Source organism: Paenibacillus sp. FSL M7-1455 (assembly GCF_038004655.1).
GTDB lineage: Bacteria > Bacillota > Bacilli > Paenibacillales > Paenibacillaceae > Paenibacillus_AQ > Paenibacillus_AQ cookii.
In genome coordinates this window covers 2,725,315-2,746,334 of the sequence record NZ_JBBORO010000001.1, presented here as the reverse complement: position 1 = coordinate 2,746,334, position 21,020 = coordinate 2,725,315, and the positions used below count along the sequence as shown (strand labels likewise).

Genomic DNA, 21,020 nt, shown 5'->3' with positions numbered 1-21,020 from the left:
TTTATCGACATAACCAAAGGAACCTCCATTCTCACATCGTTCATTAACTTATATAACACGCTATTTCCTTTAAAGTTATAATTATAGATCGCAAGGATTTACACTTTCTGACCCAATTGAAAAAAACCAATTAATTCGGAGGCTTAGGCCTGAAAAAAATGTATTTTTGAGCTGTTAGCCGATCCCAGCCAATCAAAAAAACCGAATCGAAGAACCACTCTTCGATTCGGCTCTATCACGCCATTTGGAATGATGCGAATACTCCCTCTATTTCTTTAACTTCACATACGACTCCTTGTACTCCCTCCCCGCGTTCTGGCCCCGGCATTCAATAGCGTTTCATCCAACATGCCATCCAGGTTTGCAAGAAAACAAGCTTTTAATAACCTTCATTCCCCCACGCAATTCTTCTATCAGCACAATATGATAGATTATCCGACATAGAGGTGGTGGAATGATTGAACAAGTTTCATAGAGTGTGCAAAATCGCAAGGTCTGGCAAGCCCCGGTTAAACAGCTTGGGATGGGTTTCCGCCAATTGGAGCGGTTACGCCGTATCGGGACGAACCAATGCCTTTCATCGCATATCCGCAAAATGGACGGTCCCCGTTGTGCGTCCCAGCTCCCAATCTACTTATTCATCCGCTTGGATCGGGATCGATGGTTTTGGCAATACGGACCTGATTCAAGTCGGAACCGGACATGATTATGTGAACGGAAGAGCCCAGTATTACGCATGGTGGGAAATTCTTCCCGACGTCATGACGCCGATACCTAACCCCGTCCAGCCCGGTGACCGGATGCATGCCGTCATCTCGAAAGTCAGAGGTTCGACTTGGCTTATTTATTTGCGCAATTCATCCCAAAATTGGACGTTCCGAACGACGAAACGTTATACCGGACCGCAATCCTCGGCGGAATGGATCGTCGAGGCGCCGCAGGTTGGGTCAAGCATATCCCGGATGGCCCGGATTTCGACGGTCAGATTTTCATGCTGCCGCTTGAACGGCCGCAGCCCGAAGCTGACGTCGGACGAACTCGGCGTGATGCTTCAAGGAGAGAATGTTACATCGATTCCGACGGCCCCGAACCGCGAGGGGGACGCCTTCCAAGTCAGAAACGCCGTAGGACGCTCATCGGGAAGCTCCACTTTGCAGAAAAGCTCATAGCTGGAATTCTATGATGTACGGTTTAAGGACCATGCCATAAACCGGCCTGCCCATGAGGCATGGCCGGTTTTTCCGTTTTTTTGCCCCTACTCCTTCCAGCCGCTATCCCCTTCCCTTTCTCGTTTGGGAGGGAGTGACCCCCATATACTTTTTATAGAGCTTCGTAAAATAATTCGGGTTCTCGCAGCCGACCTTCGCCGCGATTTCGGTCACCGAATCCTGGGTGGAATCAAGCAATCTCTTGGCCTCCTTGACCCTGCAAACGTTGACGTATTCGATAAACGTGCGGCCGGTCAGCCGCTTGAACAGCTTACAAAAATAATAGGGGTTCAGATTGACTTGCCCGGCGGCTTGCTCGACGGTAAGTTTTTGGGAAAAACTCGCCTCGACGGTGCGGATCAGTTCCTTGAACCGTTCGCGGTTGGGAAAATAGTCCGTCTCCGGTTTCCATTCTTCCGTCTTCGGCATATACGCCCTGGCTAGCAGCGTAAACAGCAGATGCAGCCGGGATTTGACGACCAAAGGATACGCCGGCGGTTTGGCTGCAAGCTCCCCGATAATGTCATGCAGCAGAGGCATGCAGCCGGCAGCCGATTCGTCCCGATCCGACAGTTTGACGGGAAATTGATTCCTCCCCTCCAAATAAGGCGCGACAAATTGGATATGCAGCGGATCGTGGAGCCAATCGTTAAACAAGGAGGCGTTGACGACGACGCAATCGTAATGGACGTCCCCTTCCGCAAGCGAGTAGCCGACGTGCAGGCTTCCGCCGGGAATCAGCAGGACGTCCCCTGCCTGAACGACATAAGGGCGGCTGTCGATATGGAAGACCGCGCTTCCTTTTTGCATCGCCAAAAATTCGAAGTGTTCATGCCAATGCAAATATAAAATGGATTCTCCCGGCTGTACGGACGGGCAACGGTTTTGGAACAGCTGGAACGGATAAGCCGGATTCTCAAGCAGGGTATCCTCCCAAAGTTCCTTCGGATAGGTCATGATTCGATCACCACCACAAAATCGGACTATTATTGCGCAAGAACGTATAGAGCCAACGGCAAAACCGCCCGTTATAATGAAGGATGTTACGATTACTATAGGCCAATTTAGGAGTGATCACAAGATGACAATCAAGCATCGGGTCGTCGTGGCCGGCTGCGGGAGCATGGCGAATACCTGGGTCGATTATGCCCTAAGCAGGGAAGATACGGAAGTTGTCGGTTTGGTGGATATCCGTCCGGAATCGGCAGAGGCCATGGCCGAGCGCAAAGGCTTGCGATGTCCCGCGTTTACGGATGTAAAAGAGGCCATTACGTCAACCGGAGCCAATCTGGTTTTCGACGTCACCGTCCCGTCAAGCCACCATTCGGTCGGGATCGCGGCTCTTGAGCTGGGCTGCCACGTGTTTGCGGAAAAACCCTTGGCTGAGTCGATGCAGGAGTGCTTGGACATCGTTCATACGGCGAAACGCACGGGGCGGACGCATGCCGTCATGCAAAACCGCCGCTACGATCCGCGCATCCGCGCATTCCGGAATCTCATTGCGGAGGGGACGATCGGCCGGCCGGGATTTATCGGGGCCGACTTTTTCCTCGGCCCGCATTTCGGCGGATTCCGGGAAGCGATGGCCAGTCCGCTGCTGGTGGATATGGCCATTCATACCTTCGACCAGGCCAGATTCATTTCGGGAGCGGACCCGCTGACCGTATATTGCCATGAATTTAATCCCCCCGGCTCGTGGTACGCGGGGAACGCCATGGCCATCTGCATTTTCGAAATGTCGGACGGGTCCGTATTCGATTACCGCGGCTCCTGGTGCGCCGAGGGAGCTCCGACTTCCTGGGAAGCGGCATGGCGCGTCACCGGGGAACGGGGAACTGCGATGTGGGACGGGCAAGGCGAACCCTTCGCCGAAGTGGTGGCTGACAAGGATCAGACGGGCAAATTCGTGCGGGACTACGAGCGGATTTCCGGCAAAACCGTGGTGATGAAACATACGTTCCATCACGGCTGCCTGGACGAAATGTTCGCCGCATTGGACGAAAACCGCAAACCCGAAACGGACTGCAGCGATAATCTCTACAGCATGGCGATGGTGCTCGCGGCGCTGGAAAGCGCAAAAACCGGAAACAAGGTGCGCATCGCGGAATGGATGAATGCGGTCCATCGTTAGAAAAAGCAAAAAAGGAGCCTTGGCCTTCAGCCAAGGTCCTTTTGTCTGTTTTGCCGGCATCACACCGACAGCTGTCTGAACTGCTGCGGCGAAGCGTCATGCACTTTGCGGAACATTTTTGAAAAATGCGAAAAGTTGTGGTAACCCAACGCTTTGGCCACGTCCGAAATCGGCATGGAGGAGTTTGCGATCAAATCTTTGGCCAGCGCCATCCGCTCATGCAAAATGTAATCCGTAATCGATTCGCCGACTTCGCGTTTGAACAGCCGGGATAAATACGCAGGATTCAAATGTACGTAGCTCGCCAGCTGCTCCCGGGTGATCGGCTCGTTCAAATGCTCTTTAATGTAATACTGGACCCTTTGAATGACGGAGTTGTTCTGATGAAGTTCATGATATATGATGCCTGCCATATGAAGGGCCGACGCCTCCAGCTGCTCGAGGTTTCTTGGCTGGGCGTTCAGCAGGATCCCTTCCTGCTGCTGGAACAGCTCGTAGGCGGATAACCCGTTTTTATGAAGGATATAATGCACCATCTGCATAAATTCATGGCGGAATCCTTCAAGCTTCGCCAAGGAAAGCCCTTCCATCCCCTTCAACTCCGCGACGCGGCTGCGGATTTCCTTTTGAAGCTCCTCCAGCTTCCCCTGCTCCAAAAGAATCGTCCAGGTCGAGATCCGCGGGATCATCGTTTGGATCGGATCGGGGCCTTGCGATGCAAGGGAATACACTTGATTGGACTTGTTCAAATTGTTGTATTCAAGCTCCAGCAGCTGCTTGTAAGTGTCCGCGACCTCGTACAAACCGGAGCGTCTTCCAATATAGCAGGAAAGATTGCACCCGAAATATTTATGGCAGTTCTGCACGTATTTTTCGCAGCGGGAACGAAGATCCGCCCATCCATCCTCCCCGGCCTCGCCTACGATGACGACCACGTTCACGCCCTGCTTCGTTTGAATGACCTCGCCGCCTCCGGCAGGCAGCAGCATTTCGACCGCCCCTTTGCGTACCGCGTATTCCATGATTTCCTCGTCTTTGGTGCTGAACTCGCGCAGCCAGGATTCCACGCTGACGAGAACCGGGAGAAACACGGCATCCTTCAAATCCGACAGCTCATGTTCTTCCAGAATGCCGGCCGCGTTGTCGGGGGTGCACACGATTCTGCCCGAGAACAGGTCATTCCAAAACTTGTCCACGATCAGCGACTTTTTCTTCCGCCACATGTCATAATAGGGCTTGTACTGTTTTCGCAATTGATGCAATTCCCGCTCCTCTTCGATCGAAGCCAGCGCCTTGGATATCGTCTCCTGCAGCACGTCGAATTCGACCGGCTTCAGCAGGTAATCGAACCCGTCCAGCTGGATCGCCCGCTTCATGAAATCGAACGCCGAATGGGCGGTCAGAAAAATCGTCTCCGTTTCGGGCGAGATTTTGTTCACGCGTTCCAGCAGCTCGATCCCTGTTCCTTTCGGCATCTCGATGTCGCAGATCATGATATCGATCGGGGTCCGTTCGAATACTCGCAAGGCATCCCTCATGTTGTACGCTTCATAGACTTCCGACACCCGCAGTTCCTGCCAATTCACCCCGCTCTTGATTCCCATGACCGCATAGATTTCATCATCGACGATCAATGCCTTATACACCCTTTGCTCCCCCATTTCATTCATCAATATGAAGTAAACTGTTCTACGGTCCGGAAAGGAAGTATGATTCTGATTCGGGCCCCGCCGTCCGGGGCGTTATCGAATTCCAAGGATGCTTTTTGCCCGAAAATATGCTTCAGCCGGTACTGCACGTTCGATATGCCCAAATGCTGCCCGTCCCGATTGGCCTTCAAGCCTCCCGATTGAAGCTGGGACAGCACGTCCGCAGAGAAGCCGTTTCCGTTGTCTTGGATGACGATCTCCAATTGGTCCGAACCGATGAAACGGACTTCGATGCCGATATGGAACGGATGATCCATGAAGTCAAACCCGTATTTGATCGCATTTTCGATGAACGGCTGGATGAGCAGCGGCGGGATGGCCGCCTTCTGCGCCTGCTCGGCGATGTGAAACGCGTATGTGATGCGCTCCGGGAAACGGACCTGCTGAATTTTGATGTAGCTTTCCATATGCTCCATTTCTTCGGCGATCGTCACGGCAACCTGATGGGTTTTGGTCGTAAAACGGAAATATTTGACCAGATTCATGCACATAAGCTGTATGACGCCGTAATTTTTGATTTCGGCCAAATTGTATACGATGTTGATCGAGTTCAATAAAAAATGAGGGTTGATTTGAAGCTGCAAATGTTTAAGCTCGGCTTTATGGGCTTTGATCTGTTCTTCATATACGCTGATTTTGAGGTCATGGATTTCGGCTGCCATGCCGTTGAACGTTTCGTTGATGATGGCAAACTCCTTCGCCTTCGATGAATGCAGGCGCGTTTCCCAGTCCCCGTGTTTGATCCGCCGCATTCCGCGCACGAGATTGTTCAACGGCTTTAATAGGATATCGTTGAGATAGACCAAATAAATGATCAGCGTGATCAATGCCGCAATGGAGATGAGGACGATGCCCCTGCGAAAATGATATAAATTTTTCAGCATCTGGGATTCCGGCACAAACGCGCTCAAGATAACGTCCGTTCCCTGGATGGGATTCATGACGACGACATATTTCCGGTCATCCTTCCGGACGACCTGATAGACCTCGTTTGCCTCGGAAGCGAGCGATATATCGAGCCTATGCCGCCCGATGGCCGCCGCATTGGTGATCAATTCTCCTTGTCGATTGACGAAGCCGGCGAATCCGTCCTCCAAATGGATCAGGTCCAGCGGAATCATCAAATTTTCGAGCTGCACGAAAGCGCCGAGATAAAACCCGTCCCCCGCATCGACCAAACGGATCAGCGCAAATCGGTCCGGACCGTATTCGACCGCCTTCCATTCCCTGAAATATTCGCTTTCGGGACGGACGCTTTTGACCAGCTTTTCGATCGTCGTTTGGATCGATTCCAATTCTTCATAAGACGAGGTTTTGATCGGCGTATGAAACAGATCCTGTTTGTTCACCGAATAAATGAATTGCAGATCGACGCTTTTATCGAACCGGTGATACCTCGTAAGCGTATTCAAAATCCTTGCTTTGGCCAAGTAATATTCGTCCGTATGTTCACGCAGCTGCGAAAACGCAACGATATTGGGGTCTTCCAGGGCGATGTTGTACAAAAAATTCGTTTCTTTGTTCAGTGCCGCTTCGATTTGATGGGAATAAAGAATCATCGAGTTTTTGTTCGAATCGGCCACCTGTTCCCGGATCGTGTTGGAAGCATAATAGTTGTTGTACAGAAGCAGCGCCACGAGCGGAACCGCCACCGTAACGAAACCGATAATCAGCTTGAATCGTAGCGAATGTTTAATGTTCAGCAGTTTCATGCACTTCCCCGGCTCTTTCAAAAAATGGTAGGATCAGTCCCTACCTTTTGAGTATAGTGACATACGGAAAAAAAGGGAATCCCTGACGAAGGACTCCAATCCATAGTCCCGCCTTCGGAAATTCCCGATGTTGCGTCATCCGTTTCTGTTACTTGCTTTGGGTTTGGGCCCATTCGGCAAGCTGTTTTTCCACTTCCGCCTTCACTTTTGCGAAACCTGCCGCATCGCGTTTTTTCTTCCACTTGGCGATGATCTCTTCCGGATCGGCTGCGCCCGATCTCAGGGTCGATCCGAATTCTTGCTCCACGTTGCTGATCGAAGCCAGCTCCGACTTCACGGGTTCCTGGTTGAACGCAAACCCGAGGGCGATGGAATGCTCCGATCTTTCGTTGAATTTCTTGAACTCTTCCCATTTGTTCGGATCCTCGTTGGCCCAAAGGTACGAATTGAACTGGTTGCCGAACATCCAGCCGCCCGGATTCGGATACCCTTGGTTGTCCGCGTTGACGCCTTCCGGATAATCGATCATGTTTTCGGATTTTTTGACGTAATGTTTGCCTTCGATCCCCCAATCCAGCATGTTGAGCAGCTTCGGATCGGTGTACAGCAGATTCAGGAACATCATCGCCCGCGCAGGGTCTTTGGAAGTCCGAGAGATGCCGAGCATCGCGCCTTGCGCGTCGCCGGTCGTCGTGAACGGCTCCGCCGTTTCCACCTGCACCAGTTCGACGCCCGCGCTTATGCTCATTTCCTTGTCTTTGCCCGGTTTCAACGATTGGGCCACCGCAAACGCCTTGCCTGCTTTAATCATGTTGACGCCTTGGTCCGCGTCGGAGGTCAAAATGTCCTTGTCGAACCAGCCGTTCTGATTCCACTGATGCATCCGTTTGTAGAAGTCGATGAACTTCGGATCTTCGAGCGTATCCACCACTTTCAGTTCCTTGCTTCCCCGCGGAATGGCAAGATTGGCGACGACCCCGTCATAGTTGGCCGCCTCCCAAATATTCGTGAATTTGCTGGATACGATCGGCGTCACGCCGGGTTCGTTCTCTTTGATCGTTTTGAATATCGCTTCCAGGTCTTCCAGGGATTTTACCCCGCTGGTATCGAACTTGTATTTGTCCACCAGCTTTTTGTCGAACAGGAAACCGAACCCTTGGCCGAACTCCTTTTTGGTCGGAAGCGCAAACAACTTGCCGTCGATTCTCGAACCTTTGATAAAATCTTCGCCGAGAACGCCGGGAATATCTTTGCCGTATTGGGACATGAGCTCGTCGAGCTCCAAGTATTGCCCTTTGGCGGCATCCTTCGCGTAAGAGAACCAGCTGGCCGTAAACATCAGGTCGAACGGTTCGTTCGAAATTTTCATCAGGTTGGTTTTGTCGTCCCAGGACGCCCATTCGATCGGCTTGAGCTCGATCGTGGCATTGATTTTTTCGGTCAAATATTTGCTCATTTCATCCTGCACCAGCTGCAAATCTTTAGGCGCCGTGGCCGGATAGACGAGCGTAATTTTGTAAGGCTTCAGCCCCGCGTCCGAACCGCTTCCCCCTGCCGATGCGGAATCCGCCGGCTTGCCGGGATCCCCTTTGCCGCAGCCTGCCAAAGCCAGCATACTGCTCAGCATGATCATCAGAACCAAATGATAGGCTTTTTTCATGTTCACTGACGTTCCCCTCTCGATAATGGCTTTTGGAATTCATGGAGATGCATCGAAGACGTTTGTCCCACCCCCTCCTGCGTAATAAGGTATATCAACCTTTGACTGCGCCGCTGGTAATCCCGCTGATGTAGTACTTTTGGAAAAACGGGTAAGCGAACAATAAAGGGGCGATCCCGACGACGGCAAGCGCCATGCGGACGGTTTCCTGCGGCATTTTGGCAAGCAGCTCCCCGACCTGGGCCGTGCTGTTGGATTTCATCAAAAGATACTGGATATTCGTCAGCGTTTTGGTCATCAAATACTGGATATTGTACAGCTCCGGCTTGTCGATAAACAGCATGCAGTTATACCAATCGTTCCAGTAGGACAGCGTATTAAACAGCCCGATCGTCGCCATGATGGGCAGCGAGAGCGGAACGACGATTTTGAAAAAGATTTTGAGCTCGCCCGCCCCGTCGATCGTTGCCGATTCGATGACCGACTCCGGAATGCTCGAAGCGAAAAAGCTTCGCATCAGCAGCACGTTAAACGCGCTCAACAGCAGGTTCGGGATGATCATCGCGAAAATCGTGTTTTTCATGTCGAACATGTTGACATAAGTAATGTACCAGGGCACCATGCCCCCGCCGAACAACATCGTAAAAAAGATATAGAAGGAAAGCGCGCGCCGAAACGGCAGATCCGGCCTCGACAGCGGATACGCAAACAGCGCGGTGATCAGCAGGCTGACGACCGTCCCGATGAGCGTGCTCACAATCGTGACCCCGTAAGCTTTGGCGATTTCCGAAAAATCGTTGAACAAAAACCGGTAGGCCGCAAAGCTGATCGTGCTCGGAAACAAGGAATAGCCGTTTTTCAAAATGGAATCCTCGCTCGAAATGGACACCATGAACACCAATACAAAAGGAACCAAGGATGCGATGGTGAATCCCCAAAAAAACAGGTGGATCAAAGCAGGTCCGATGCGTTTCGTTAAGTTCATTCCCTCACTGTGTCTCCTCTCCCGGTTTTAGAATAAGGCATCCCGTTTGTTGATGCGTCTGACCGCCGCGTTCGCAACCAGGATGAGCACGAAGCAGACGACGGATTGGTAGAATCCCGCGGCCGTGGACATGCCGATATCGCCGGATTGGACCATGGCGCGGTACACGAAGGTATCGATCGTATTCGTCGTCGGAATAAGCGCTCCCGTGTTCATCGGCACCTGGTAGAACAAGCCGAAGTCCGACCGTAAAATGCCGCTGACCGCCAGCAGCGTCATCGTGGTGATGACGGGCAAAATGAGCGGGATGGTGATGCGGGTCATCTGCTTCCACTTGCTTGCGCCGTCGATCGTGGCCGCTTCGTAATATTCCTTGTCGATGCCGATGATGGAGGCGAAGTAGATGATCGACAAATAGCCGACGTTTTTCCATGCATTGACGATGACCAGGATGTACGGCCAGTATTTCGGTTCCCCGTACCAGGAGACGGCTTCCGCCCCGAACCATTTGATCAGCAGCCGGTTGACGAGACCGCTGTCCACGTTCAGGAAGCTGTATACCAGGTAGGCCACGACGACCATCGAAATGATATGGGGCAGCAAAAACGTGCTTTGGTAAAATCGGCTGATCACCTTATCCTTGATCTCGTTGATCAGCAGCGCGACAAAAACCGACAAAACCAGATTCAGCACGATAAAAACGAAGTTGTACAGAAAGGTGTTCCGCGTGATGACGTACGCGTTTTCCGAATTGAACAGGAATTTGAAATTATCGAGTCCCGCCCACTCGCTTCCCCAGATGCCGTCGACGTAATTGTAGTTTTTGAACGCAAGGATCACGCCGTACATCGGGATATAATTGTTGATGAACAAATATACGACCCCGGGCAGCGTCATCAACAGCAGCCACTTATACTTTTTTAAGCTTCTTCGCAGATATGACGTATTCCTCATGTTCCAGCCCCTTCGCAGCATGTCATGTAAACCTTTTCATCCACATTTTATTTTGCGGCTCGTCCGGTTCACCACCATCTTCGTGACTTTCTGATGCCACGATCATGACCTCTTCCGAACCTGCGCGGCGAGTTGGCCGGAAGTTATTGACAGCCTTCGCCGTACTCTATATGCTAAGGGTCATAATAACGCTTTCATTGCATTTCATCCGAGGGAGGTATTTCGATTCATGGGCAGCAACGGAATTCAGCGAGTATTTATTTTGGGGATGGACGGGGCCGGAAACTTCATTCAAAACACCGAAACCCCGATCATTGACGCATTTTTGAAAAAAGGGGCGTACACCTACATGGCGCAGGCGCAATCGCCGACGATCAGCGCGGAATGCTGGGGTTCGATCCTTCACGGAGTAACGCCGGAAAAACATCGATTAAATAATGAAGCGGCCGCGACGACTACGTTCCCTGGCGATTCCCCGTACCCTTCCATCTTCCGTTTGGCGCGGGAAGCGTGGCCCGAAGCGAAGCTGGCCGCCTTCTCCAGCTGGAGGCCGATCAACAGCGGAATTATCGAGGAAGATCTGGGGATACATAAGGAATCGCTGCCGGATGAGGAACTTGTCGGCGCCATCGAATCCTACCTGGAACAGAACCGCGACGTGAAGCTGTTGTTCATGCAGCTCGACGAGCCGGATGCGGCAGGGCATAAATTCGGCTACGGCCCGGACTCCAAGCTGTACCTGCAGGCGATCTCCAAAAACGACGAATTGTTCGGACGCGTGCTTGGCGCCATCGAGAGATTGGGACTGCTGGAGGACAGCCTCATCATCCTCCTGACCGATCACGGCGGAGGCGGAGACAACAAATACAGCCATGGCAGCGACCATCCGATGGATAAAAACGTGTTCTGGGGCTGCGTGGCTCCCGGGATTGAACCCGGCACGGAAGTATCGGGCCTGTATATCGTGGATACGGCTGCCGTGGCTGCGCATGCGCTGGGTCTCGAACGGCCGGAGAGCTGGGATGCCAAACTCCCTTCTTTCCTTCAATGAATAAGGACGAGAATCCGGCATGAGAAAATCACTTCATTTTAATTCGGACGGCAAATTTAAGATCGTTCAGTTTACGGATACGGAATTTTCGCGGGCAAGCGAAGAAGAAACGCGAATGAAAGCGATGATGGCAAAAATCCTGGAGGCCGAAAAACCCGATTTGGCGGTCTATACCGGGGATGTGATCGCAAGCGGCGGAAGTCCGGATCCGGTTCAGGCATTCAAAGACGCCGTGTCCGTGCCCGAAGAGATGCAGGTGCCGTGGGCCGCCGTGTTCGGGAACCATGATTCCGAGGCGCCGAACGTCACGCGCGAACAGCTGCACAACCTTCAGCTCGCCCATCGTTACTGCTACGCCCAGCCCGATCCGCCGAATGTCCAGGGATCCGGAAATTACGTGCTCGAAATTTTGGGGCGAGACCATCAGGCCGCGGCTGCGCTGTATTTTCTCGATTCGGGGAGTTACTCGCCGCTGGAACACCTGCGGTTAGGTTTTTACGATTGGATCCGCAGAAGCCAGATCGCTTGGTATACGGAAACCTCTTACCGGTTGACCGTCAGGAACGGAGGCTCCCCCCTCCCTTCCCTCGGCTTTTTCCATATTCCTCTTCCCGAATACAACGATGTTTGGGATTTTTCGGTATGTTATGGGCAAAAGCTCGACAAATATTGCTGCGCGCCATGGATTAACTCCGGCTTTTTTGCCGCCATGGTGGAAATGGGAGATATCATGGGGACCTTCGTCGGACATGACCACGGAAATGACTTCTGGGGAACGCTGCATGGTATCCGTCTCTGTTACGGACGCACGACCCGAAATGCCTATTTGAATCAGCCTTTCCTGACGGGAGCGCGGGTCATTGAACTGACGGAAGGGCAGCGGAGCTTCGATACCTGGCTTCATCTCGAAGACGGTACGCTCATTGCGGATCAGCCGGAACATCGGCCGGAGGGGCGTCCGCTTCAGGTCTAACCCGCAGCGGCTAGAACCGGCCGAATGTATATGCTCGCAGGTATCCCTCTTTTTTCAATGCCTTGTCTATATACGAAGACAGCCATGGATAAGTGCCGTACGGCCTATCCATGGCTGTTTTATATCCCTTCGCCAACATTTATTTATGAGGATTCCGGCTTTCTTGTTATGCTTTTTGCGCTTCGGCCGTATCCTTTTCCTCATACTCTTTCATCATTTCCTTCTGCTGCTCAGGAGAAAGCTTCGCGATCCCGAATCCGGTAAATCCCCAGATCGTTGCGAAAATGATTCCCGTCCAGCACAGCATCGCCCACGGCAAATACGAAAGCGTTGCGACGCCCAGCGTTCCCGCCATGTAAGCCCCGGCCGCCGTCCAAGGCAGGATCGGTTCGATGATCGTGGCGGAGTCTTCGATCGTCCGTCCCAGGTTTTTCGGATGCAAGCCGCGGCGGATGTAAGCTTCCCGCAGCATTTCGCCAGGCATCAGGATGGAAACCTGACCGTTGCTCGTTACCCCGATCATCGTCAATCCGGTGACGATCGTTGCTACGATGAGGGAACCCGTGGAACGAACGAATTTCAAAATTTTATCGACGATAAGTTCAAGCGATTTGGTAAGCGAAATCGTGCCCGCGAACGTGATTGCGCTGAAACAGATGAGCAGCGTTCCCATCATCGAGTTCATGCCGCCGCGATTGAGCAATTTCGGGATGTCCGGAATGACTTTCGCCGCATCGAAACCTTGAGCATGAACCATCGAAATGTCGAATCCGTTAATCACGGAGCTGACGACGTCATGCAAGGAGAATCCTTGGAAAATGAGGGCGTTGGCCATCGCAAAGGCGGAGGACACCAGCATGACCGGAAGCGTCGGTTTTTTGCGGATCGATCCGTACAATACGATCAATACCGGAATGACAAGCCAGAAGTTCCAATGGTAAATCGTGCTCAGCGTATCCATGATCGTGCCGACTTTTTCCGGAATCGCGGCGCCTGCTCCGTCCGTATTGAGACCCGTAATGACATAGGCGATCCCGGCGACGACAAACGATGGCAGCGTCGTATACAAAAGGTGGCCGATGTGCTCGTACAGGTTCACGCCCGTGGACAAAGACGCGATATTCGTCGTATCCGACAGCGGAGACAGCTTGTCCCCGAAATATGCACCGGCCACGACGGCGCCGGCGACGGCAGCCAGGTTGGCATCGAGTCCTGCGCCGACGCCCATAAACGCTACCCCGATCGTGCCCGCCGACCCCCAGGATGTGCCTGTGCAGATGGAAACGACGGAGGTCACGAGAAATGCGGTAATCAGCAAAAATTGCGGGTTAATGATCTTCAGTCCGTAAAAAATCATCATCGGGATCGTGCCGCCGACCATCCACGCGCCGATCATCAGACCAACGCAGATGAGGATGAGTATCGCCGGCATCGTTTTGGCAATTTTTTGCGAAATGGACTCCAAAATATCGTTGTAGCTGTATCCAAGCTTGATCGCGATGATGCCCGCGACGACCGTTGACGCGATGATCAGCGGCTCGGGCGGCAGCTCGAACATGACGTATCCCAAGCAAAGCAGCAAAACCATGGTGATGATCGGAAGCAAGGCCAGGAATAATGTCGGTTTCTTGATAGTTTTTACTTGTTTCGGCTCAGCCATTTTGTATTCCCCCTGGGTGTGATAAAAATCTGGTTAGTTTTTGCTTAAAGGATAATGTGCCGCCATGCGCTCCAGCGCTTCGCGAAGAAGCGGTCTTGGAGCCGCAACGTTGATGCGCACAAAACCTTCCCCGGCCTGTCCGAAGGATGTTCCGAAGCTGACGCTAACCCTGCTTTGTTCCTCTATCCACTTCACTAAATCGCTTTCATTCCGGCTGCAAGCCGTACAGTCGACCCACAATAAATACGTGCCTTCCGGTTTCATCACTTTCAATTCCGGCATATGCTCGGCCATAAACGACTCCGCAAACGAAATATTGTCGGTAATATATGCGCGAAGCTCCTGCAGCCAGTCATCGCATGCCGTATACGCCGTCTCCAAAGCCGGTACCGCAAAAAACGTCGGATTGTGCATTCCGGCTTGCTGCAATCCATCCTTAAACCGTTCCCGCAGCCCGTCATTCGGAATGACGATGTTGGCGATTTCAAGGCTGGCGAGGTTGAAGGTCTTCCCCGGCGAAGTGCAGATGATCGAACGGTCCGCGATCTCCTCCGATAATTTGGCGATGATCGTATGCTCATGGCCTTCGTGGATAAAATCCGCATGAATATCGTCCGACACGATCAGCGCGTCGTATGTGATGCAAAGCTCGGCAAGTCGTTCAAGCTCCTCCCGCGTCCATACCCGGCCCGTCGGATTATGCGGCGACACCAGAAGCACCATTTTTACGCCTTGCTGCATTTGCCGTTCCATATCCTCAAAGTCGATTTCGTACCGGCCGTCGACCAGACGAAGCGGGCTTTCCGCAAGCTTTCTGCCGTTGATCGCAACCGCTTTCGCAATCGGCTGATAAGCCGGCGTATGGATCAAAATCCGGTCGCCTCATTCGTAAATCTCTGGATCAGGACCGACACCGCCTGGACGATGCGGGGACTGAACACGATCCATTCTTGCGGAACCTGCCAGCCGTAAACTTTGTCCAGCCAATGCTGCACAGCCTCAAAGTAAGGCGGAAACGGATCCGTATATCCATAAATCCCGTGCCGCGCCGATTCGACCATTTGCTCGACCACCTTCGGCGGCGCCTGCAAATCCATATCCGCTACGGAAAGCGCAATCATATCTTTGCCGTGCGCCTGGGCCATTCCGTCCCATTTGGCGCTGTTCGTGCCGAATCTGCTGATGATTCGGTCAAAATCGTATGTCATGCTGTCACCCTCTATTTCAATTTTTGCAAATACCGGTAAACCGTCGGCTCCGAGATCGATAAAGACGCCGCGACTTGCGAAACGCCGCCTTTTAGAAGAAATACGCCTTGATCGTTCAATTCCTTGACGATTTCGATTTTCTCCTTGGAAGACAGGCGGTCGATCGGAATCGTGATTTTGCCGAGCACGTTCGATATCATATGCTGCAGCAAATCGTCCGCATTGCCCTGCAGATATTCCTTCGATTGCTGCTTGTCCTCTTGGGGAGAATCGATGGCAGCCGGAGGAACCAGCGAACCGCCCTGCAGCACATGCTGCACCCATTCCGCGGCCACCTCCATATGGGTGACGTCGATGTTCAAGCACATCAGGCCAACCAAGGTGCCGCTGTCGTTTTTAATGAAATATGTCGATGACCTGAAGCTTTGCCCCAGCTTGCCGGAAGCTTTGTAATTCGCGATGAATTGCTGCTCGTGGTAGGCTTCGGCTTTAAGCAGCTTCAACACCAGGTCGGTAGAGGCGTCTCCGACTTTCCGCCCGGTAATGTGGCCGTTTTCGATAAAAATGATGGACCGTTCCAAGTCGCTGATATCATGGATGACGACTTCGCATTTCGGGCCGACGATCGCGGCGATAAATGAAGCGATGGGAAAAAACTTCTCAAGGTACTGCCGATTTTCGCTCATGGATCGATTCCGTTCCTTTCTTCTAGCGTTGAAGGATGTGTCTGCATTTAAATTATCGTTATAATAAATTATTATCTTGATAAGATTATATTATATTCATAAAACGGTTTCAATCCCTAAAATGCGAAAAGAAAAAACTCCGCGCGGTTGGCGGAGTTTTTCTGATTGATCTGACCTGATGAGCGGGAAGGTGACCCCTTTATATGGCAGCATTTTCGGTCGCATCGCGGTTTTTGGGATCCGTGGCGAACGTTCTGATCCACCGGAAACGGTTCACCTTCACCAAGGCAACGAAGCATTTGAGAATTTGGTCGCATTTGAGGCAAATGAACGTGATCAGCGGCGACAGCTCGAAGACGAAGGCGCAAAGCGCTGAAGCGGGCAGCACGATCAGCCACATGAATATAAAATCGTTGTACAGCACGAATTTCGTATCTCCCCCGCTCCGGACGATGCCGGTGAGTGCAGGCATTTGGTACGCGGTGCCGACGACCGTAATCGACAATACCGTCATGAAGTGGACCGCAAGCACCTTGGCGTCGCTGGAAATCGCGTACAAATCCATCACGTAATCTTTCGTAACGAAAAGCACGAGCCCCGTCGCAAGTCCGATGAATAGGTATAAAAGCTGGAGCGTTTTGCTGTACGTTTTGATTTTGGAGACATGCCCTTCCCCGATCGTCTTGCCGATCACGACCGCCGTTGCGCTGGCCGAGGCGTACGTAATGACCGTCACGAGCTGGAATACGGTAGTGGCCACGCTGTTGGCCGCAATCGCCGCTTCCCCCATGTGCCCCAAAATGGCGGACTGGGCCCCCATCGCGCAAGCCCACAGCAAATTCGCCATCAAGATCGGTGAACCGATGCGCAAATACTGGCCGAACAACGGCTTGTCGATCTGAAAAAAATCCTTCAATCGAAGCCTCAGCCTGCGGTCGAAACGTTTAATGAAAATGACGACGATGACGGTTTCAATGATTCTGGCCGCCAGCGTGGCCGTTGCCGAACCGCTAACCCCCATGCGCGGAAACCCGAAATGCCCGTAGATCAGCACGTAATTCAAACATACGTTGATGATCAGCGTGGACAAAGATACGATAAATCCGATCCTCACGATTTCGACGCTGCGAAGCGATGCGAGCAGCACATTGGTCACGGCAAAAAACACATAAGAAAAACAAATGATTCTTAAGTAAGCCGCCCCTTCTTCAATGACGCGCGTTTCATTCGTAAAAAGCGACATGCAGCCGTGCGGAAACGCAAACACGAGGATCCACATGACAACGCTGACAAAAAGCGCGATCCGCATGCCGATGCTGGCCGCCTTTTTGACGGCTTCCAGGTTTTTCGCGCCCCAGCTTCTGGCCGACAAAATGACCAACCCCTCTGACGCGCCCATCACCAGCATTTGCAATACGAACTGGATCTGATTCGCCAGCGCGACCCCGGACAACGCCGACTCGCTGTAGCCGCCCAGCAGCAAATTATCGGACAGGTTCACGCCGAGCGTAATGATGTTCTGGAGCGCGATCAGCAACGTTAGCCTAAAAAAGTTTTTGTAGAACGAAGATTCCCGAACCCATAACGCCATAACATTCCTTCTTTTCCGCTGGATTTGACTTGCTTGACTGTCTAAAAGCATACCATAATCAGGCAGCATCGGTGGCTTGAAAATCCAAGCGAAAATCACAAAAAAATTCGGCAAAATTTACAGTCCTTACGGGCCGGGAAAACGCAGCAACCGATTTTACACAAAGATTTCGGAGTCCGCCTAATCGTTGTTCAACCCGGCAGGAAAATGGCAAACCTGCTTCATCGGGTGATATAATGAAATACATGCTCGAACGGATTTCGGGCGGCATTTGCAGGAGCATCTTATAGTTGACGATGAACAACCAGCGTCCGGCAACTTGGTCGTTCGATCCGGAAAATGGTACGCAGAATGGGAGGCCGAGGTTGTCATTGATCGTAAGATCGGAAGAAAAATCGATAGGAGGCGCTCAGCATGAAAGTAAAAAGGATCGTCACGAATATTGAGGCAACGGATGTTGCGGAAGCCAATCGTTTTTATCAAGATCTTCTCGGAATGGAACTATTGATGGATCATGGCTGGATTGCCACATACGGAACCGCGGAAACCATGAGGACCCAAGTCAGCTTTGCTTCCGAAGGCGGGTCCGGCACCCCCGTACCGGATCTTTCGATTGAAGTCGATGACGTCGATGAAGCCTGCCGGCGCATGCAGGAGGGCGGGTTTCGGATCGAATACGGACCGGCGGATGAACCTTGGGGGGTCCGAAGATTTTATGTCCGCGATCCGTTCGGCCGGCTGGTCAATATTTTGGAGCACCAATGACCCTGCATCCGCAGATGAAAAAGCACTCTCCCGGCATCCTTGCCGGATGCGGAGAGAGTGCTTTTTCGTTTTTTGCCTTCGGAGTCTCCTCCCGCCCCGTTTTCCTATATCATGCAAGCCCCTTCGACGTTCTGACGCTAGGCAGCAGAAGTCCGCTGGTCCGTTCGACATAAATGCGGTTGCCGTACTGTGGAAGCGGAATGCCTTCGAATACGATCCGTTCCCCATCCGCTTCGGCCGGCTTCGATACCGCAATCGGCGCTTCGGCCTGCAACGATGCGAACAGCGCAATGACGTCGCCTTTTTTCACGCGCTCGATTACCACGTTCCCCGACGCTTCCAGACGAATGTCGGACGTCGGCACCTTCTCGGACATTTCCGGATAACGCTCGTCAAACAACTCGAAGCCGTAAATCCGGGTATGTCCGCTTCCTTCGATGCTCATCTGAGTAGGTTCGATGATCTGAAGCCGTACATACCGCGCCTGGACGTCCTGAGGCAAAATGCGATTGATTTCGTCGGCCCGGTTATCCGTCATTTCGTCGATGAGCGTGAAACTTTCGCCGTCTAGGCTGACCAAAATCTGGGCATGTTTCGTGTTCCAGTATTTCGACTCCCTGGCCTCCGGATGTCCGCAATTGATGATGCGATACTGCCTGATCGTCTTCGGCTCTTTCAGGTCGATCGTCAAATGCGGCCGGACCTCGGTCGAACACCATTTGCCGCTTGAGATGGTGCCGTCGATCGTTTTCGACGCATTTTCGTTTTCGTTCGCGCTGCTGGATGCGCTGGCCGTAACGCCCAATGACGATAAAGCGATGTTTTTCCGGTCGTACCCAAGCTCCGGAACAGGCTGCTCCGTTCCCGCCTGGACCGCCGTTTGCACGATCATGTCCGAAATAAACGGCTTGATGGCAAGGGTTCCCACATCCACGGCGAAGTCGAACGGTTTTTCCTCCTTCAATCGGTTCACTTTGCATTCGTCCATGGCAGCCAGCCGTTTGGAGGCCGCCTCGTTATGCTGCTCCATGCCGATCAAATCCCCGCGCCGCATGGCGTTCGCCGCGTGAATGGCATGTTGTCCCGCTTGCGCCATCAGCTTGAACGCGCGCAGGAACGGATCCAACTCTTCCACCAGATTCCGGTTGAGGCACTTCTCCCGGATCCGGTCCGCCGCTTGTTCCATGCGCTCGAACCGGGCAAGCAGCGCCGACGCAGGCCCGGAAATGTCCCGCCCGCTTTTGAAGCCTTCGCGCAAATCGGCGATGTCTTTTTTTGCGTCCCAGGACTCGTCAAAATAAAAATCCCCGCTCGCGCCGCCGTCGTCTTTCAGGTGGCAGCTGTTGGACGCGAAAATTTCCAAATCCTCCGCCACCTCGGGAGCTATCGCTTTAAATGATGCGGAAAAGCTGCGTTCCGGATCAAAGGCGTCCGTATTCCAGTTGTGATCGGCAATGCAGAACAGCGCCTGCTTGGAAGCCTGCGCCTGGTTCATCGGATTGGCAAAAAAACCGTTGACGTTATCCAGGTCGGGGCTCAGGTTTTCGATTTTGCCCATCAAAATTTTCGAATCGCAATAGTCGTTGACCGGATAATTCCACCATACGGACAGGTTGCGGTCGGATCCGATCCGGCGTTTCGGCGCGTCATACTGTTCCTTCGAAATGTTGGACATCGTGGCCGCACCCGTCCACATAATTTCGACGTCGTCATGCAGCGTTTCGACGAGCGGTTTGAAATACTCCGTCATGGAAGGACCCCACGCTTCGCAATACCGGGTTCCGACGGTCAGCAAAGGCCGCACGTCGCCTTTCGGTTTCACGAATTCGCCGTCGATCCGGTTGATGAATTCCGCCTGCTGCTTGCCGTCCGCAGCCCCGACCAGATCGTCGAACAAGACGCCGAATTGACGCACGCCCAAAGCGTACAGCTGCTCCAGCTTCGCGATCGCGGACCGGAAATCCTCCTCCGACGAAAGGTCGATCGAATCCCCGGGATGGATGGTCCACACGAAATTCAAGTTGTTGGCATGTCCCGCCGCGGCAAGTTCGGCGATTTCCTTCGCTTTCTCTTCCGGATAAAGGTCCCGCCAATGCTTGCGATGATACGGGTCGTCCTTCGGCGCGTAAATATAAGAGTTCAGCTTCTGACGCCCGCCGAATTCCATCAGGTCCATCCGGTCCTCATGGCTCCATGGATAGCCGTAAAAACCTTCAATATATCCCCGGTACAAAATCTCCGGATAATCGACGATCCGGCAGGTTTTCAGGCGGCGGTTGTCCGACTGCTCCAGCATTTGCAGCAGCGTCACGACGCCGTAATGAATGCCGTCGGCGTCGCTGCCGACGACCGCGATTTGTCCGCAGCCTTCCTTTTCGCCGATGCACAGGGCATAAGCTTCTTTGCGTTCAGGGAGAACATCGGAAGCGTACTCCGTGCCTGACAGCCGGCCGGCCTGGCTTTTTTCGGCTAAAACGATTTGCGTTTGCCCGTCTTTCAGCCCGTCGGATACGGAATATGTAAAACCTTGGTCGCTTAACGCTTTTTGCAATTTGGGCAGCGTCGCTTCCTTCAGGCCGGATAATACGGCGATATGCACTTCTTTCGTCAAAACCGCTTCCCCTCCCGAGGAAACGACCGATTGAGGAACGGGATACAGCTCGTACAATGGTTTCGAAACGTTGCTAGCATTTTTCGTCATGATGTGCTCCCCCAGCTTCTTATATA

17 protein-coding genes are annotated in these 21,020 nt (G+C 52.7%); 5 read left to right on the top strand and 12 right to left on the bottom strand.

Annotation, left to right across the window (positions count from 1 at the left end):
- The first annotated feature begins 458 nt into the window (after positions 1-458).
- Positions 459-1,169, top strand: coding sequence for a G1 family glutamic endopeptidase (locus NYE48_RS12615; RefSeq protein WP_052147269.1), 711 nt, complete (start codon positions 459-461; stop codon positions 1,167-1,169).
- Positions 1,170-1,271: 102 nt separating this feature from the next.
- On the opposite strand, the gene NYE48_RS12610 is transcribed toward NYE48_RS12615, so the two are convergent.
- Positions 1,272-2,165, bottom strand: a complete 894-nt coding sequence (locus NYE48_RS12610; RefSeq protein ID WP_340998945.1) for a helix-turn-helix transcriptional regulator — start codon at positions 2,163-2,165, stop codon at positions 1,272-1,274.
- A 124-nt stretch (positions 2,166-2,289) separates the two neighbouring features.
- On the opposite strand from NYE48_RS12610, the gene NYE48_RS12605 reads away from it, so the two are divergent.
- On the top strand, positions 2,290-3,339 hold the full coding sequence (locus tag NYE48_RS12605) for a Gfo/Idh/MocA family protein (protein WP_340998944.1): 1,050 nt from the start codon (positions 2,290-2,292) through the stop codon (positions 3,337-3,339).
- A 59-nt stretch (positions 3,340-3,398) separates the two neighbouring features.
- On the opposite strand, the gene NYE48_RS12600 is transcribed toward NYE48_RS12605, so the two are convergent.
- The 5 genes from NYE48_RS12600 to NYE48_RS12580 form a co-directional block, all read right to left on the bottom strand.
- On the bottom strand, positions 3,399-4,985 hold the full coding sequence (locus NYE48_RS12600; protein WP_340998943.1) for a helix-turn-helix domain-containing protein: 1,587 nt from the start codon (positions 4,983-4,985) through the stop codon (positions 3,399-3,401).
- A gap of 23 nt (positions 4,986-5,008) precedes the next feature.
- Positions 5,009-6,760: a cache domain-containing sensor histidine kinase gene (locus NYE48_RS12595; RefSeq protein WP_340998942.1), complete on the bottom strand. Its 1,752-nt coding sequence runs from the start codon at positions 6,758-6,760 to the stop codon at positions 5,009-5,011.
- Positions 6,761-6,908: 148 nt separating this feature from the next.
- Positions 6,909-8,420 carry an ABC transporter substrate-binding protein gene (locus NYE48_RS12590; RefSeq protein WP_340998941.1) on the bottom strand — a complete coding sequence of 504 codons (1,512 nt, stop codon included), beginning with the start codon at positions 8,418-8,420 and terminating at the stop codon, positions 6,909-6,911.
- A gap of 94 nt (positions 8,421-8,514) precedes the next feature.
- Positions 8,515-9,405, bottom strand: coding sequence for a carbohydrate ABC transporter permease (locus NYE48_RS12585; RefSeq protein WP_340998940.1), 891 nt, complete (start codon positions 9,403-9,405; stop codon positions 8,515-8,517).
- 27 nt (positions 9,406-9,432) lie between these two features.
- On the bottom strand, positions 9,433-10,359 hold the full coding sequence (locus NYE48_RS12580) for an ABC transporter permease (protein ID WP_212950999.1): 927 nt from the start codon (positions 10,357-10,359) through the stop codon (positions 9,433-9,435).
- A 229-nt stretch (positions 10,360-10,588) separates the two neighbouring features.
- On the opposite strand from NYE48_RS12580, the gene NYE48_RS12575 reads away from it, so the two are divergent.
- A complete protein-coding gene (locus tag NYE48_RS12575) occupies positions 10,589-11,410 on the top strand; it encodes an alkaline phosphatase family protein (RefSeq protein ID WP_036713707.1) in 822 nt (273 codons plus the stop codon).
- Between the two features lie 19 nt (positions 11,411-11,429).
- Positions 11,430-12,383, top strand: a complete 954-nt coding sequence (locus tag NYE48_RS12570; RefSeq protein WP_340998939.1) for a metallophosphoesterase family protein — start codon at positions 11,430-11,432, stop codon at positions 12,381-12,383.
- Between the two features lie 166 nt (positions 12,384-12,549).
- Here the strand turns inward: NYE48_RS12570 and nhaC are convergent, their stop codons facing one another.
- The 5 genes from nhaC to NYE48_RS12545 form a co-directional block, all read right to left on the bottom strand.
- Complete coding sequence (gene nhaC / locus NYE48_RS12565) at positions 12,550-14,043, bottom strand: Na+/H+ antiporter NhaC (RefSeq protein WP_036713706.1); 1,494 nt, start codon at positions 14,041-14,043, stop codon at positions 12,550-12,552.
- Between the two features lie 33 nt (positions 14,044-14,076).
- Entirely contained in the window at positions 14,077-14,913 is an 837-nt protein-coding gene (locus tag NYE48_RS12560; RefSeq protein ID WP_340998938.1) for a MalY/PatB family protein, read from the bottom strand.
- Positions 14,910-15,251: a hypothetical protein gene (locus NYE48_RS12555; protein ID WP_340998937.1), complete on the bottom strand. Its 342-nt coding sequence runs from the start codon at positions 15,249-15,251 to the stop codon at positions 14,910-14,912. The genes NYE48_RS12560 and NYE48_RS12555 overlap by 4 nt, the downstream gene beginning before the upstream one ends.
- Positions 15,252-15,262: 11 nt before the next feature.
- On the bottom strand, positions 15,263-15,937 hold the full coding sequence (locus NYE48_RS12550) for a helix-turn-helix transcriptional regulator (protein WP_036713705.1): 675 nt from the start codon (positions 15,935-15,937) through the stop codon (positions 15,263-15,265).
- 199 nt (positions 15,938-16,136) lie between these two features.
- Entirely contained in the window at positions 16,137-17,528 is a 1,392-nt protein-coding gene (locus NYE48_RS12545; protein ID WP_212947470.1) for an MATE family efflux transporter, read from the bottom strand.
- A gap of 414 nt (positions 17,529-17,942) precedes the next feature.
- Here NYE48_RS12545 and NYE48_RS12540 point away from each other — a divergent pair, with 414 nt between their 5' ends.
- Positions 17,943-18,293, top strand: a complete 351-nt coding sequence (locus tag NYE48_RS12540) for a VOC family protein (RefSeq protein ID WP_212947471.1) — start codon at positions 17,943-17,945, stop codon at positions 18,291-18,293.
- A 109-nt stretch (positions 18,294-18,402) separates the two neighbouring features.
- Here the strand turns inward: NYE48_RS12540 and NYE48_RS12535 are convergent, their stop codons facing one another.
- Positions 18,403-20,994, bottom strand: coding sequence for a beta-N-acetylglucosaminidase domain-containing protein (locus NYE48_RS12535; protein WP_340998936.1), 2,592 nt, complete (start codon positions 20,992-20,994; stop codon positions 18,403-18,405).
- Positions 20,995-21,020: the final 26 nt, after the last annotated feature.